The 14828-nt window shown below is 71.0% G+C and carries 13 protein-coding genes; all 13 read right to left on the bottom strand.

Annotation, left to right across the window (positions count from 1 at the left end):
* Positions 1–196: 196 nt before the first annotated feature.
* The gene (locus tag ACKUU6_RS24945) at positions 197–1657 is read right to left on the bottom strand and encodes a glutamate synthase subunit beta (RefSeq protein WP_407990795.1); all 1461 of its coding nucleotides are present in this window, start codon (positions 1655–1657) and stop codon (positions 197–199) included.
* The gene (gene gltB / locus ACKUU6_RS24940; protein ID WP_407992230.1) at positions 1650–6233 is read right to left on the bottom strand and encodes a glutamate synthase large subunit; all 4584 of its coding nucleotides are present in this window, start codon (positions 6231–6233) and stop codon (positions 1650–1652) included. The genes ACKUU6_RS24945 and gltB overlap by 8 nt, the downstream gene beginning before the upstream one ends.
* A 417-nt stretch (positions 6234–6650) precedes the next feature.
* Positions 6651–7352: a VIT1/CCC1 transporter family protein gene (locus tag ACKUU6_RS24935; RefSeq protein WP_407992229.1), complete on the bottom strand. Its 702-nt coding sequence runs from the start codon at positions 7350–7352 to the stop codon at positions 6651–6653.
* A gap of 201 nt (positions 7353–7553) precedes the next feature.
* The gene (lgt, locus tag ACKUU6_RS24930; protein WP_407990794.1) at positions 7554–8483 is read right to left on the bottom strand and encodes a prolipoprotein diacylglyceryl transferase; all 930 of its coding nucleotides are present in this window, start codon (positions 8481–8483) and stop codon (positions 7554–7556) included.
* Between the two features lie 75 nt (positions 8484–8558).
* Positions 8559–9371, bottom strand: coding sequence for a DsbA family protein (locus ACKUU6_RS24925; protein WP_407990793.1), 813 nt, complete (start codon positions 9369–9371; stop codon positions 8559–8561).
* Positions 9372–9425: 54 nt separating this feature from the next.
* The gene (locus ACKUU6_RS24920; RefSeq protein ID WP_407990792.1) at positions 9426–9944 is read right to left on the bottom strand and encodes a MauE/DoxX family redox-associated membrane protein; all 519 of its coding nucleotides are present in this window, start codon (positions 9942–9944) and stop codon (positions 9426–9428) included.
* A gap of 157 nt (positions 9945–10101) precedes the next feature.
* Complete coding sequence (locus ACKUU6_RS24915) at positions 10102–10353, bottom strand: hypothetical protein (RefSeq protein ID WP_407990791.1); 252 nt, start codon at positions 10351–10353, stop codon at positions 10102–10104.
* 354 nt (positions 10354–10707) lie between these two features.
* Positions 10708–11514 (bottom strand): tryptophan synthase subunit alpha, encoded by an 807-nt coding sequence (gene trpA, locus ACKUU6_RS24910; RefSeq protein ID WP_407990790.1) that lies wholly within the window; start codon positions 11512–11514, stop codon positions 10708–10710.
* Between the two features lie 2 nt (positions 11515–11516).
* Positions 11517–12752 (bottom strand): tryptophan synthase subunit beta, encoded by a 1236-nt coding sequence (gene trpB, locus ACKUU6_RS24905; RefSeq protein ID WP_407990789.1) that lies wholly within the window; start codon positions 12750–12752, stop codon positions 11517–11519.
* A 55-nt stretch (positions 12753–12807) separates the two neighbouring features.
* Positions 12808–12951: a tryptophan biosynthesis modulator TrpM gene (gene trpM, locus ACKUU6_RS24900; RefSeq protein ID WP_407990788.1), complete on the bottom strand. Its 144-nt coding sequence runs from the start codon at positions 12949–12951 to the stop codon at positions 12808–12810.
* An 8-nt stretch (positions 12952–12959) separates the two neighbouring features.
* On the bottom strand, positions 12960–13772 hold the full coding sequence (trpC, locus tag ACKUU6_RS24895; protein ID WP_407990787.1) for an indole-3-glycerol phosphate synthase TrpC: 813 nt from the start codon (positions 13770–13772) through the stop codon (positions 12960–12962).
* Between the two features lie 197 nt (positions 13773–13969).
* Positions 13970–14419: a DUF2752 domain-containing protein gene (locus ACKUU6_RS24890; protein WP_407990786.1), complete on the bottom strand. Its 450-nt coding sequence runs from the start codon at positions 14417–14419 to the stop codon at positions 13970–13972.
* Positions 14420–14536: 117 nt separating this feature from the next.
* Complete coding sequence (locus ACKUU6_RS24885; protein ID WP_407990785.1) at positions 14537–14791, bottom strand: HGxxPAAW family protein; 255 nt, start codon at positions 14789–14791, stop codon at positions 14537–14539.
* Positions 14792–14828 lie beyond the last annotated feature (37 nt).

Raw genomic sequence — 14828 nt, 5'->3', positions numbered from 1 at the left:
TTGCTGTCAGGTCGGTGCGCACGCACAGCTAACCCCCAGTTTCCGCCCGGCCCGGAAAACGCGGAACGGCACCTGCCCCCCACTTGGTCGGGGAGGGGGCAGGTGCCGTGGGTACCGCATGAGCCCGGCGGCTCTGACGGGCAAGCGGTTGGTGCGGCCGGACAACGCGCGTCCGGCGGTTTCAGGTGAGGGTCGGTCAGACCACCAGAGGGCGGTCGGTGGGGCGGATCGGGGCGGGCAGCGCGGTCTTGCCACCCAGGTACTTGTCCACCGCGGCGGCGGCCGAACGGCCCTCCGCGATGGCCCAGACGATCAGCGACTGGCCACGGCCGGCGTCACCGCAGACGTACACACCGTCCACGTTGGTGGCGAACTGGCCGTCCCGGTCGACGTTGCCCCGGGCGTCCAGCTCGACACCGAGCTGCTCGACCAGGCCGTTCTTCACGTCGGTTCCGGTGAAGCCCATCGCCAGGGTGACCAGCTGGGCCGGGATGGCCCGCTCGGTGCCGGCGACCGGCTCGAACTTGCCGTTCTTGAACTCGACCTCCACCAGGTGGAGTTCGGCCACGTTGCCGTCCTCGTCGCCGGTGAAGTGGGTGGTGTTCACGGCGTAGACCCGCTCGCCACCCTCCTCGTGCGCGGAGGTGACCTTGTACGTCATCGGCATCGTCGGCCAGGGCTGGTGCCCCGGGCGCTCGTCGCCCGGGCGCGGCATGATCTCCAGCTGGGTGACCGAGGCGGCCCCCTGCCGGAGCGCGGTGCCGAGGCAGTCGGCGCCGGTGTCACCGCCGCCGATCACCACCACGTGCTTGCCCTTGGCGCTGATGGGCGGCTCGACGAAGTCGCCCTCCTGCACCTTGTTGGCCAGCGGCAGGTACTCCATCGCCTGGTGGATGCCCTTGAGCTCCCGCCCGGGGACCGGGAGGTCGCGCGCGGTGGTCGCACCGGCGGCGAGCACGACGGCGTCGAAGCGCTCGCGCAGCTGCTGTCCGGTGATGTCCTCGCCGACACTGACCCCGGTACGGAACCGGGTGCCCTCCGCGCGCATCTGCTCGATGCGGCGGTTGATGTGGCGCTTCTCCATCTTGAACTCGGGGATGCCGTAGCGGAGCAGGCCGCCGATCCGGTCCGCGCGCTCGTACACCACCACGGTGTGCCCGGCCCGGGTGAGCTGCTGGGCCACCGCGAGACCGGCCGGGCCGGAGCCCACGACCGCGACGGTCTTGCCGGACAGGCGCTCGGGGATCTGCGGGGTGACCCCGCCGTTGTCCCACGCCTTGTCGATGATGGTGACCTCGACGTTCTTGATGGTCACCGCGTCCTGGTTGATGCCCAGCACGCACGCCGACTCGCAGGGAGCCGGGCACAGCCGCCCGGTGAACTCCGGGAAGTTGTTGGTCGCGTGCAGCCGCTCGATCGCGCCGGTCCAGTCGTCCCGGAAGGCGAGGTCGTTCCACTCGGGGATGAGGTTCCCGAGCGGGCAGCCGTTGTGGCAGAACGGGATGCCGCAGTCCATGCAGCGGCCGGCCTGCTTGGTGATGATCGGCAGCAGGCTGCGCTCGACGTAGACCTCGTTCCAGTCACGCAGGCGGACGTCCACCGGACGGCGCTCCGCGAGCTGCTTGGGCGTGGTCAGGAAGCCCTTGGGGTCAGCCATGTGCCGCCTCCATCATCTTGCGAGTGGTCTCGGCCTCGGAGAGGCCATCGCGCTCAGCGGCGTCCTTGGCGGCGAGCACAGCCTTGTAGTCGGTCGGCATGATCTTGGAGAAGCGGGAGACCCCGCCGGCCCAGTCAGCCAGGAGCTCGGCGGCCACGGTGGAGCCGGTCTCCTCGTAGTGCTGCTGCACGGTCTCGCGCAGCCAGTCGCGGTCGGCGTTGGTCGGGGCCTCGATGCCCACCATGCCGTCGTTCACGTTCGCCGGGCGCAGGTCCAGGACGTACGCGATACCGCCGGACATGCCCGCTGCCAGGTTACGTCCGGTCTCACCCAGAACGACGACCCGTCCGCCGGTCATGTACTCCAGGCCGTGGTCGCCAACGCCCTCCACGACCAGGGTGGCACCGGAGTTACGGACGGCGAAACGCTCGCCGGCCTTGCCCCGCAGGTGGATCCGGCCCGAGGTGGCGCCGTACCCGATGGTGTTGCCCGCGATCACGTGGTTCTGCGCGTCGGCACCGATGGCGGCCGCGTCGCGCGCCGGGCGGACGATCAGCACGCCGCCGGAGAGGCCCTTGCCGACGTAGTCGTTGGCGTCGCCCTCCAGCCGCAGCGTGACGCCCTTCGGCACGAAGGCGCCGAACGACTGGCCGGCCGAACCGTTGAACGTGATGTCGATGGTGCCCTCGGGCAGGCCCTCGCCCCGGTAGCGCTTCGTCACCTCGTGGCCGAGCATGGTGCCGACCGTCCGGTTGACGTTGCGGATCGGGAGCTGGATCCGGACCGCGTCGCCGCGCTCCAGAGCGTCCTCGGCCAGCTCGATCAGCTGGTTGTCGAGCGCCTTGTCCAGCGCGTGGTCCTGGGTGGTGGTGTTGTGCAGCGCGGCGCCCTCGGGCAGCTCCGGCACGTGGAACAGCGGAGCCAGGTCGAGACCGGCCGCCTTCCAGTGCGTGATCGCGTCGGCGGCGTCGATCAGCTCGGCGTGGCCGACCGCCTCCTCGATGGTGCGGAAGCCCAGCTCGGCCAGGATCTCCCTGACCTCCTCCGCGATGAACTCGAAGAAGTTCACGACGAACTCGGGCTTGCCGGAGAAGCGCTCGCGCAGCACCGGGTTCTGGGTGGCGACGCCGACCGGGCAGGTGTCCAGGTGGCAGACCCGCATCATGATGCAGCCGGAGACCACCAGCGGCGCCGTCGCGAAGCCGAACTCCTCGGCGCCCAGCAGGGCGGCGATGACCACGTCACGGCCGGTCTTGAGCTGACCGTCGGTCTGGACCACGATCCGGTCGCGCAGACCGTTCAGCAGCAGGGTCTGCTGGGTCTCGGCGAGGCCGAGCTCCCAGGGACCGCCCGCGTGCTTGAGCGAGGTGAGCGGGGAGGCGCCGGTACCGCCGTCGTGGCCGGAGACCAGCACCACGTCCGCGTGCGCCTTGGAGACGCCGGCCGCGACCGTACCCACGCCGACCTCGGAGACCAGCTTCACGTGGATGCGGGCCGCCGGGTTGGCGTTCTTGAGGTCGTGGATCAGCTGTGCCAGGTCCTCGATGGAGTAGATGTCGTGGTGCGGCGGCGGCGAGATCAGGCCGACACCCGGGGTGGAGTGCCTGGTCCTGGCGACCCACGGGTAGACCTTGTGGCCGGGCAGCTGACCGCCCTCGCCGGGCTTGGCGCCCTGCGCCATCTTGATCTGGATGTCGTCCGCGTTCACCAGGTACTCGGAGGTGACGCCGAACCGGCCGGAGGCGACCTGCTTGATCGCCGAGCGGCGCGCCGGGTCGTACAGGCGCTCCGGGTCCTCGCCGCCCTCACCGGTGTTGGACTTGCCGCCGAGCTGGTTCATCGCGATGGCCAGCGTCTCGTGCGCCTCCATCGAGATGGAGCCGTACGACATGGCGCCGGTGGAGAAGCGCTTGACGATCTCGGAGACCGGCTCGACCTCGTCGATCGAGATCGGCGCCCGGCCCTTGCCGTCGAGCTTGAACAGACCGCGCAGCGTCATCAGCCGCTCGGACTGCTCGTTCACCCGCCCGGTGTACTGCTTGAAGATGTCGTAGCGGCGCGACCGGGTGGAGTGCTGCAGGCGGAACACCGTGTCCGGGTCGAACAGGTGCGGCTCGCCCTCGCGGCGCCACTGGTACTCGCCGCCGATGTCCAGCGCGCGGTGCGCGGCGGAGATGCCGGAGGCCGGGTACGCCTTGGCGTGGCGCGCGGCCACCTCCTTGGCGATCTCGGCCAGGCCGATGCCGCCGAGCTTGGTGGTGGTGCCGGCGAAGTAGGTGTCCACCAGCTCCTGCGAGAGGCCGATCGACTCGAAGACCTGGGCGCCGCGGTACGAGGCCACGGTGGAGATGCCCATCTTGGACATCACCTTCAGCACGCCCTTGCCGAGCGCCTTGATCAGGTTCTTGATGGCCTTCTCGGCCTCGATCCCGGTCAGGAAGGTGCCCTGCTCGACCAGGTCCTCGACCGACTCCATCGCCAGGTACGGGTTGACCGCACCGGCGCCGTAGCCGATCAGCAGCGCGACGTGGTGCACCTCGCGGACGTCACCGGCCTCGACGATCAGCGACATCTGGGTGCGCTGCTTGGTCCGGATCAGGTGGTGGTGCACGGCGGAGGTGAGCAGCAGCGACGGGATCGGCGCGTGCTCGGCGTCCGAGTGACGGTCCGACAGCACGATGATCCGGGCGCCGTCGGCGATCGCCGCGTCCGCCTCGGCCGCGATCGCCGCCAGCCGGGCGGCCAGCGCCTCGCCGCCGCCGGAGACCTTGTACAGGCCCGACAGCGTGACGGCCTTGAGGCCCTGCTGGTCGCCGTCCGCGTTGATGTGGATCAGCTTGGCGAGCTCGTCGTTGTCGATCACCGGGAAGCTCAGGCCGACCGACCGGCAGTGCGCCGCCTCGGCGGCGAGCAGGTTGCCCTCCGGGCCGAGGTTGCTGAGCAGCGAGGTGACCAGCTCCTCGCGGATGGCGTCCAGCGGCGGGTTGGTGACCTGCGCGAACAGCTGGATGAAGTAGTCGAAGAGCAGCCGGGGCTTCTCGGAGAGCGCGGCGATCGGGCTGTCGGTGCCCATCGAACCGAGCGCCTCACCGCCGGTCTTGGCCATCGGGGCCAGGATGACCCGCAGCTCCTCCTCGGTGTAGCCGAAGGTCTGCTGACGACGCGTCACCGAGGCGTGGGTGTGGTGGATGTGCTCGCGCCCGGGCAGCTTGCCGAGCTCGATCTGACCGGCCGCGACCCACTCCTCGTACGGGTGCTCGCCGGCCAGCTGGGCCTTGAGCTCCTCGTCCTCGACGATCCGCCCCTCGGCGGTGTCGATCAGGAAGACCTTGCCGGGCTGCAGGCGGCCCTTCTTGACCACCTTCTCCTGGTCGATGTCGAGCACGCCGACCTCGGAGGAGAGCACCACGAGACCGTCCTCGGTGACCCAGTAGCGGGCCGGGCGCAGGCCGTTGCGGTCGAGCACCGCACCGATCTGGGTGCCGTCCGTGAAGGTCACGCAGGCCGGGCCGTCCCAGGGCTCCATCAGGTTGGAGTGGTACTGGTAGAACGCGCGGCGGGCCGGATCCATGGTGGCGTGGTTCTCCCACGCCTCCGGGATCATCATCAGCACCGAGTGCGGCAGCGAACGGCCACCCAGGTGGAGCAGCTCCAGCACCTCGTCGAAGGAGGCCGAGTCGGAGTGGTCCGGGGTGCAGATCGGGAAGATCCGGCTGAGGTCGCCCGGGATCAGGTCGGTGGCGAGCTGCGACTCGCGCGCCGTCATCCAGTTCCGGTTGCCCTTGACCGTGTTGATCTCGCCGTTGTGCGCGACGAAGCGGTACGGGTGGGCGAGCGGCCAGCTCGGGAAGGTGTTGGTGGAGAAGCGCGAGTGCACCAGACCGATCGCGGAGGCGTACAGCCGGTCCGAGAGGTCGGGGAAGAAGGGCTCCAGCTGGCCGGTGGTCAGCATGCCCTTGTAGACGATGGTGCGGGCGGAGAGCGAGGGGAAGTACACCCCGGCCTCCCGCTCGGCACGCTTGCGCAGCACGAAGGCGACCCGGTCCAGCGCGATGCCGGACAGCTCGCCGCCGGACACGAAGACCTGGCGGAAGCGCGGCATGACGGATCGGGCGGTGGCACCGAGCAGGTCAGGGGTGACCGGCACGTCGCGCCAGCCCAGGACGGTGAGGTCCTCCTCGGCGGCGATCGCCTCGATCTGCGCGACGGCCGCGGCGTCGGCCGCGTCCTCGTCTGGGAGGAAGGCGATGCCGACGGCGTAGGAGCCGGCCGACGGGAGTTCGAAGGAGACCTTGGAGCGCAGGAAGGCGTCCGGGACCTGGGTCAGGATGCCCGCGCCGTCACCGGAGTCCGGCTCGGCGCCGGTGGCACCCCGGTGCTCCAGGTTGCGCAGCACCGTGAGGGCCTGGTCAACGATGGTGTGGTCGGCGATGCCGGTCAGCGTGGCGACGAAACCGACGCCGCAGGCGTCGTGCTCGTTACGCGGGTCGTACAGGCCCTGAGCAGTGGGTCGCGCATCCGGAACGAGCGCGTAGGGCCGGGCTGCGGCCTGCTGGGGCTCGTTGGCGGAGTGCATGGATGCAGACAGCATCGGCTCTCCCGTCGTCGTCTCTGGCAAGGTGCTTGTGCAATAGGGACGACGTTGGCCCTCTGCGATTTCGTGCAGGTTACATGATGCCGGACATCCCGAGAAGTGGAATGTCACGTCCAGATGGCGGACAAGGTGCCCAGGTCACGGGCTATTACCGGCAAGTAACGGAGCTGGCGGGAGGCGAACGCTCGTCCGCACGCTCCCACCAGTGTGCCCCCTCGCGCGGGGAGCGAAACAGGGGCGTAATGCCCCGTCCACATCCTGAGAAGGACCGCCCTGCGAATCCTTCTCCGATCGCCGGACCGGGCATGAGATTCTGCGGCCCGGCCACGGGTTCGACGGGATCCGTACGGGTCTACCCGGTGATCCATGTGGGCAAGGTCATAGTCATGCGGTGCCCGGTCAGCCGACCTGTCCGCCGATCAGCGCACCGAGCAGGTACGTCACCCCGGCCGCCGCTGAACCGAGCAGCAGCTGCCGCAGCCCGCTGTACCACCAGCTGCGCGCGGTCACCCGGGCCACCACGGCACCGCACAGGAACAGCCCGGTCAGCGCCAGCACCAGCGCGGGCAGCAGTGAGGTGGCACCGAGCAGGTACGGCAGCAGCGGGAGCAACGCGCCGAGCGCGAAGCAGCCGAACGAGGAGACCGCGGCCACCATCGGCGACGGCAGGTCGTGCGGGTCGATGCCGAGCTCCTCGCGGGCGTGCACCTCCAGGGCCAGCTCCGGATCGGCGGTGAGCTGCCTGGCCACCTCGCGGGCCAGCTCGGGTTCGACCCCCCGGGATATGTACAGCTCGGAGAGTTCGGCCAGCTCGCCCTGCGGGTTGCGGCGCAGCTCCAGCCGCTCGACCTCGATCTCCGCCTCGACCAGCTCGCGCTGGGAGGCCACGGAGGTGTACTCGCCGGCCGCCATCGAGCAGGCACCGGCGGCCAGCCCCGCCAGGCCGGTGATGATCACCGTGCTGGTGGAGACCGCGCCGCCGACCACGCCGGTCATCAGCGCGAAGTTGGAGACCAGCCCGTCCATCGCGCCGAACACCGCCGGGCGGAGCCAGCCACCGTTGACATCCCGGTGGTGTCCCTCGACCGGGATGCGAGGCATCGGGTTCTCCTCGGCGAGCGGCTCGGCGATGGTCGCGGTCACTGCGTGGGCCCCCAGGTACGACGTGCCTCGAAATCTCCTGACGCCTTGAAAGGTAGTCGGATGAACCGACTGTTTCCAGCAAAGTAAGGCTGTCCGAACAGCACTTCGGCCGCCCGCACCGGGAGGGTGCGAGGCGGCCGAGGGTCGGAAGTCAGCAGCTCATGACGGTTTCCCCGGCGCCGGATCGGTCGGCGACGCCTCCGGCTGGTCCTCGCCGGTGGCGACGGACTCCGGCTCCGACACCGTCAGTTCGCCGACGTGCGCGGCCGGGTCGATCGAGTCCGGGTCCTCCCGGCCGGGGCGCCTCTTCCCGACGATCACCACGTAGGCGATGGCGCCGAGGAAGGTGACGAGCGCGGTCCACTCGTTCAGCCGCAGGCCGAGCACGTGGTGCGCCTCGTCGATCCGCAGGTCCTCGACCCAGAAGCGGCCCACGCTGTAGGCGGCGACGTAGATCGCGAAGGCGCGGCCGTGGCCGAGGGTGAACCGCTTGTCGGCCCAGATCACCAGCAGCGCGACCCCGACGCACCAGAGCGACTCGTACAGGAAGGTCGGGTGGAACACCCCGTCCACCAGCGAACCGTCCGGCTCGACCTTGTGGATCTTCAGGCCCCAGGGCAGATCGGTGGCCCGGCCGTACAGCTCCTGGTTGAACCAGTTGCCCCAGCGGCCGCAGGCCTGGGCCAGCGCGATGCCCGGGGCGATCGCGTCGGCGTAGGCGGGCAGCGGGACGCCCCGGCGGCGGGCGCCGATCCAGGCGCCGACCGCGCCGAGCGCGATCGCGCCCCAGATGCCGAGGCCGCCCTCCCAGATCTTGAAGGCGTTCCACGGGTTCTTGCCGTCACCGAAGTACAGCTGGTGATCGGTGATCACGTGGTAGAGGCGGCCGCCGACCAGGCCGAACGGCACCGCCCAGACGGCGATGTCGCCGACGGTGTGCTTGGCACCGCCCCGGGCGACCCACCGCCTGCTGCCGAGCCAGACGGCCACGACGACACCGATGATGATGCAGAAGGCGTAGGCGCGAAGCGGGACGGGCCCCAGGTGGAGGACGCCCCGCGACGGGCTCGGAATGTATGCGAGATCCATGGCAGGGTCGACGCTACCGGACCCCGCCCGGTACTCCGGCACCGCGCGGGGTCACAGCTTTCGAACGGTCGCCGCTCAGGGTGCCTTGGAGGCGGCGGTGACGGTCCCCAGCGGCTTGCCCGCGTTGGCGGCGTCCACCCACTTCACCAGGTTCTCCGGGCTGATCTGCTCCTCGCCGTTCTTCGGGTAGATCGGCGTGCCGTTGAGCAGCACGGTCGGCGTCGACTTGTAGCTGGACTTGTCGAAGTCCTGCTGCACCGCGGACACCCAGCCCGCGTACTTGCCGTCGTTGACGCAGCCCTCGAAGGTCGGGCTGTCCAGCCCGGGCACCTGCTTGGACAGGTCGATCAGCGCGCTCCGGTTGCCGTAGGTGTCGGCCGTCTCCTCCGGCTGGTTCTTGTACAGCACGTCGTGGTACTCGCGGAACTTGCCCGCGTCCTGCGCACAGGCCAGGGCGTTGGCGCCGTACTTGGACCCCTTGCCGCCGAGCGAGCGGTCGATGAACGAGACGATGTGGTAGTTGCCGTAGATCTTGCCCTGGTTCTGCAACTGGTTGACCGTGGTGGCGAATTCACGCTCGAAGATGCCGCAGGCCGGGCAGCGCGGGTCCTCGTACACGGTCAGCACCGAGGGGGCGTTGGCCGGGCCGTCCGGGATCACCAGGTTCTTCTCGCCGATCGTGCCGGCCGGAGCCGCCGCCGGGGTCTCCGGCTTGGAGCGCTGGTTCTGCACCACCACACCGGTGGTCACACCAACCGCGATCACCGCGAGCACCACCCCGCCGACGATCAACTTCTTCTTCCGCTTCGAACGCGCCTCGTCGGCGGCCCGCTCCTCCAGCATCCGCTCGCGGGCGGTGCGCTTGCCTTCTCGGTTCTTCTCACTCATAGCTCGGTACGTCCAAGGTGGGGGCCGGTGGGTTCGGTGGCGGCTGTCGGTCCGTCAAGCGCTCAGCCACGCATCGGCCGAGAGCCTGGTCCTGGGCCGGTACACCAGCCATGCGGCCAGCAGCAGGAAGCCGCTGTCGCGCACAATCTCCTGCAGGTACTCGGTCTGCGAGGAGTCGACCGCGCCACCGCCGCCGAAGCAGCCGCAGTCGATCGAGATGCCACGGGCCCAGGCGGAGCTGATGCCGCCGATGAAGGTGAGCAGCAGCAAGGCGGAGATCACCGCGACGATCCGCGTCCCGAGGCCGACCAACAGCAGCAGCGCCAGGGCCAGTTCGAGAAACGGCAGCGCGTAACCGACCGGCTTGACCAGGGACTCCGGCAGGATCTCGTACGCCCGCACGGCCTGCGCCGCCTCAGCCGGATCGGCCACCTTGGCCAGCCCCGCCCACGCCCAGACCACGGCCAGACCGATCCGGGCCGCCAGCCCGAACCACTCCCCCTCCGCACCGTCGACCGCGCGGCGCACTGCCGAGCCGCGACGCGGTTCGGCGGCGGTCTGCTGACTGGCCATCGGGTCCTCCCCCTCGGTACGTCGCCGGCGTGGTGCCGCTCACGCTTCCTGGTGAACCGTAGGGGACGAGGGGTGGTTACTCCACATTCGCGCGTTAAGCCGAATGAGTGACCAAATAGGGACAGATGTCCGATCCGGCCGTCCGCCTGAGTCGGCGTCAGCGCTGCTCGCAGCGGGCCGCGCCCGCCAGCCGGCTGAGCGGCGGCCGCCCGTCGTGCTGCGAACGTCCGGCCCGCACCACCGAATCCACCCTGGCCGCCTGGCTGCACACGTACGCGTCCCGCTCCGCCCGCTCCACTCCTCGCTGGGCCAGCACCGGACCGACCGTCGCCTCCGCACCCAGGGTCGCACCGAGCACGAGAGCGGCGGCGGCCGCCCGCAGCAGGACGGCACGCTGTAGACCGGGCACTTGGCAGACTCCTTCGGGCGGCGGAACGAGTCGTACAGCACACGAACTCGTCCCTCCACTCAACGCCACCCAACCGCCCCCGATGCGTCAACCCCCCACACTTCACCCGGACGGCGGGACCGGGGGTTGACCGTCGGGCACTGTCGAGCACCCGTGCCAGGCCCGTCCGGGCGATCTTGCCGGCTGTGACACGTGCGGCTGGCGCTGCGGGGCGTGCGGCGTCCGCGACATCAGCCGCTGGCGCGGCGGGTCCGGCGTCGCACGCCCGGCAGGATCGCCCGGACGGGCCCCGGCACGACAGGGGCCCGGGGAACCGCATCTCGCGGTTCCCCGGGCCCCTGGATGGTCGACCGCCTACCTGCGGCGGACGCCCTCCGCCAGCTCCGCGGCGAGGCCGCGGACCGCCGCCAGAGCGGCGTCCTCGTCGGCCGCGTCCAGGATCCGCTGCACGAAGGCCGACCCCACGATCACCCCGTCCGCGAAGGCGGCCACCTGCGCCGCCTGGTCCGCGTTGGAGACGCCGAGCCCGACGCAGACCGGCAGGTCGGTGGTGGCCCGGGTGCGGGCGACCAGGTCCTCGGCGAGGTTGCCGACGGCGGCCCGGGTGCCGGTCACGCCCATCACGGCGGCCGCGTAGACGAAGCCGGAGCCCGCTGTCGTGACCTCGGCGAGGCGGGGGTCCTTGCTGCTGGGGGCGACCACGAAGACGGTGTCGAGGCCGTGCTCGCCCGCCGCCTTCCGCCATTCGTCGGACTCCTCGACCGGTAGGTCGGGCAGGATCACGCCCGCTCCCCCGGCGGCGGCAAGCTCCGCCGCGAAACGGGCCACGCCGTAACGGTCCACCGGGTTCCAGTAGGTCATCACCAGGACCGCGGTGCCCGGGTAGGCTGCGGTCGCCTCGGCGACGGTCCGCAGCACGTCCTTGATCCGGACCCCGCCGCGCAGCGCGATGTCGTCGGCGGTCTGGATGGTCGGACCGTCCAGGACCGGGTCGGAGTGCGGCAGGCCGACCTCGACCACGTCGCAGCCGCCCTCGATCAGCGCCTTGACCGCGGCGATGCCGCCGTCGACGGTCGGGAAGCCGGCCGGGAGGTACCCGATCAGGGCCGCCCGGTTCTCAGTCTTGGCAGCGGAGAGGACCGCGCTCAGCTTAGAAGCCATGGTCACTTGCCCCCGTTGTTCTGGTCGTACAGGCCGAAGTACTGCGCGGCGGTGTGCATGTCCTTGTCGCCACGACCCGACAGCGAGACCAGGATCGTCGCCTCCGGGCCCAGCTCGCGGCCCAGAACCAGCGCGCCCGCCAGCGCGTGCGCGCTCTCGATCGCCGGGATGATGCCCTCGGTGCGCGACAGCAGCCGCAGCGCCTGCATCGCCTGGTCGTCCGTCACCGGGCGGTACTCGGCCCGGCCGGTGTCCTTCAGCCAGGCGTGCTCGGGGCCGACGCCAGGGTAGTCCAGGCCGGCCGAGATCGAGTGCGACTCGATGGTCTGGCCGTCCTCGTCCTGGAGCACGTACGTGCGCGAGCCGTGCAGCACGCCGGGGTCGCCCTTGGTCAGGGTGGCCGCGTGCCTGGGGGTGTCGACGCCCTCGCCGGCCGCCTCGCAGCCGATCAGCCGGACGCCCGCGTCCGGGATGAACTCGTGGAAGATGCCCATCGCGTTGGATCCGCCGCCGACGCAGGCGACCACGGCGTCCGGCAGCCGGCCGGTACGCTCCAGCACCTGCTCGCGGGCCTCCACGCCGATCACCCGGTGGAAGTCGCGGACCATCGCCGGGAACGGGTGCGGCCCGGCGACCGTGCCGAACAGGTAGTGGGTGGAGTCGACGTTGGCGACCCAGTCCCGGAACGCCTCGTTGATGGCGTCCTTGAGCGTGCGGCTGCCGGAGGTCACCGGGATCACCTCGGCGCCCAGCATCCGCATCCTGGCCACGTTGAGCGCCTGCCGCTCGGTGTCGACCTCGCCCATGTAGATGGTGCAGTCGAAGCCGAACAGCGCACAGGCGGTGGCGGTGGCCACGCCGTGCTGGCCGGCGCCGGTCTCGGCGATGATCCGGGTCTTGCCCATCCGGCGGGTCAGCAGCGCCTGGCCCAGCACGTTGTTGATCTTGTGCGAGCCGGTGTGGTTCAGGTCCTCGCGCTTGAGCAGGACGCGCGCCCCGCCCGCCTCGGCTGAGAACCGGTGCACGTCGGTGAGCGGGCTCGGCCGCCCGGTGTAGTCCTTGAGCAGCGCGTCGAGCTCGGCCGCGAAGGCCGGGTCGGCCTTGGCCTTCTCGTACTCCTCGGCGACCTGCTCGACGGCGGCGACCAGCGCCTCCGGGATGAAGCGGCCGCCGTACGCGCCGAAGTAACCCCGGGCGTCGGGGACCTGGACGCCGGGCAGGTAGTCCTTTTCGGACATGGCTGTAGTCCTCGTGATTCGATGAATGGCTGTCAGGAACGCGGCATGGCTGTGCTCAGCCGTTCGTCCTGCGCCATCGGCGGCCCTGCACCTGCCCGGGCTCGCAACCGATCACGTACCGCACCCGCCGCCCCAGCACCCGGCGCGCGGGCGCGCGGCAGCCGCGCGGGCGGCAGCCGGGGGCGAGGCGGGCGTTCATGATCGGGGTCAGCCCCGTCCGTTGTTGCGCAGGGCCGGGTGGGCGCCGGCGGCCACCAGATCGGCCACGGCCGCCTTCGGGTCCTTGCCGGTCACCAGGGACTCGCCCACCAGGACGGCGTCCGCGCCCAGGTTGGCGTACGCGATCAGGTCGTGCGGGCCGCGCACCCCGGACTCCGCGACCCGGACGATGTGCGCCGGGATGGCGTCCACCACGTTGCCGAAGGTGTTCCGGTCGACCTCGAGGGTCTTGAGGTTGCGGGCGTTGACGCCGATGATCTTCGCTCCGGCGTCCACCGCGCGGGCGATCTCCTCCTCGTCGTGGACCTCGACCAGGGGCGTGAGCCCGATCGACTCGGCCCGCTCGATGAGCGAGACGAGCGCGGGCTGGTCCAGGGCCGCCACGATCAGCAGCGCGAGGTCGGCGCCGTGGGCGCGGGCCTCCCAGAGCTGGTACGCGGTGACGATGAAGTCCTTGCGCAGGACCGGGGTCTCGACCGCGGCCCGGACGGCGTCCAGGTCGCCCAGCGAACCGCCGAAGCGGCGCTGTTCGGTCAGGACGCTGATCGCGGCGGCACCTCCGGCCGCGTAGTCGCGGGCCAGGGCGGCCGGGTCGGCGATCGCCGCCAGGGCTCCCTTGGACGGGCTGGAGCGCTTGACCTCGCAGATCACCCGGATGCCGTCACCACGCAGCGCGGCCACGCCGTCCTTGGCGTCGGGCGCCTTGGCGGCCAGCTCCTTGAGCTGGTCCAGGGAGACCCGGGCCTGTCGCTCGGCGAGGTCCTCCCGGACCCCGTCGATGATCTCGTCGAGCACACTCACGCGGGCTCCCCCATCGTTTCGCCGGGCGTCGCCCGGCTGGTCGGGTGTAACACCGCGGGTACGAACCTGACCGGACCTGTGCAGGTCCGGTGCTGATCTGCCCCCGTCGGCCTCTCGATGGTATCGGGCGCAGGGGGCGCGAACCGCATCCGCCTGGCGCGCGTCTCGCGGAGCGGACCGGCGCACACGCCGGAGTACTACCCGGCCAGCGGTGCCAGGGCGGCTCCGGCCGGGAGGTTCCGCAGCACCATGAACAGGCCGAGGACCAGCACCAGCAGGACCGTCCGAGCCGCGCCGAAGCCGACCCGGGGTGCCTTCCCGCCGGTCAGTTCGGCCCAGAGCCAGCCGACCCAGAGCACCGCGACGGACCCCACCAGCACCACCACCAGCAGGTTGTCGTGCACCGCCGCGGTCAGCTCGCCGTGGGTGAGCGCGTGCACGGCCCGCAGGCCGCCGCAGCCCGGGCACCACCAGCCGGTGGCCGCGAGCACCGGGCAGACCGGGTAGTGGCCGGGCGTGTTCGGGTCGACCGCCGCCACGTACAGGGTCGGCAGGGCGACCGCCACGAGGGCGGCCAGCGGGCGGACCAGCCGGCGCGGGGCGGACGGCGGCACGGGCGGGTAACTGGGCTGCGGTGCGGCGTTCACCCCGCCGATTCTGCCCCCGCCGCCCCGGCCCGTCGCCCAGGCGGGCGCGCGTGTCACATGCGAAGGGAGCGGCGGGCGCTCCGCGCGCCTGCCGCTCCCTGTCGTCCTGACGGAGTCTCAGACCCCGGACGTGACCGCCTGGCGGGCGGCCGTCTCCTCGGGGGTGTAGAAGTTCGGGCTGGGCTGCTTGCCCATGCCCGCCATGGCCATCGCCTTGCCGACGATGCCGCCGAGGACCACGACGCCCAGGCCCACGAAGAAGAGCCAGATGGCGGGGATGATCATGGCGACGCCGCTGACCGTGAAGCCGATGAAGGCGATGGTCGAGCCGGTCCAGGCGGCGGGGGTGTTGCCGTGCGCTGCTGCCGACATCTGATGGTGCTCCTTGGTTCTCCGGGGCCCGACCGGG

The organism is Kitasatospora sp. CMC57 (genome assembly GCF_045866025.2).
Taxonomy (GTDB): domain Bacteria; phylum Actinomycetota; class Actinomycetes; order Streptomycetales; family Streptomycetaceae; genus Kitasatospora.
Note: the sequence above shows the minus strand (reverse complement) of the source record. Positions and strands in the feature narration are given on the sequence as shown.

What these genes read in the sequence shown, in the direction of transcription:
- lgt (WP_407990794.1), bottom strand. Translation starts at nt 8,483, where the DNA reads ATGGATCTCGCATACATTCCGAGCCCGTCGCGGGGCGTCCTCCACCTG.
- ACKUU6_RS24935 (WP_407992229.1), bottom strand. Translation starts at nt 7,352, where the DNA reads ATGCCTCGCATCCCGGTCGAGGGACACCACCGGGATGTCAACGGTGGC.
- ACKUU6_RS24945 (WP_407990795.1), bottom strand. Translation starts at nt 1,657, where the DNA reads ATGGCTGACCCCAAGGGCTTCCTGACCACGCCCAAGCAGCTCGCGGAG.
- trpM (WP_407990788.1), bottom strand. Translation starts at nt 12,951, where the DNA reads ATGAACGCCCGCCTCGCCCCCGGCTGCCGCCCGCGCGGCTGCCGCGCG.
- trpB (WP_407990789.1), bottom strand. Translation starts at nt 12,752, where the DNA reads ATGTCCGAAAAGGACTACCTGCCCGGCGTCCAGGTCCCCGACGCCCGG.
- trpA (WP_407990790.1), bottom strand. Translation starts at nt 11,514, where the DNA reads ATGGCTTCTAAGCTGAGCGCGGTCCTCTCCGCTGCCAAGACTGAGAAC.
- gltB (WP_407992230.1), bottom strand. Translation starts at nt 6,233, where the DNA reads ATGCACTCCGCCAACGAGCCCCAGCAGGCCGCAGCCCGGCCCTACGCG.
- ACKUU6_RS24925 (WP_407990793.1), bottom strand. Translation starts at nt 9,371, where the DNA reads ATGAGTGAGAAGAACCGAGAAGGCAAGCGCACCGCCCGCGAGCGGATG.
- ACKUU6_RS24885 (WP_407990785.1), bottom strand. Translation starts at nt 14,791, where the DNA reads ATGTCGGCAGCAGCGCACGGCAACACCCCCGCCGCCTGGACCGGCTCG.
- ACKUU6_RS24920 (WP_407990792.1), bottom strand. Translation starts at nt 9,944, where the DNA reads ATGGCCAGTCAGCAGACCGCCGCCGAACCGCGTCGCGGCTCGGCAGTG.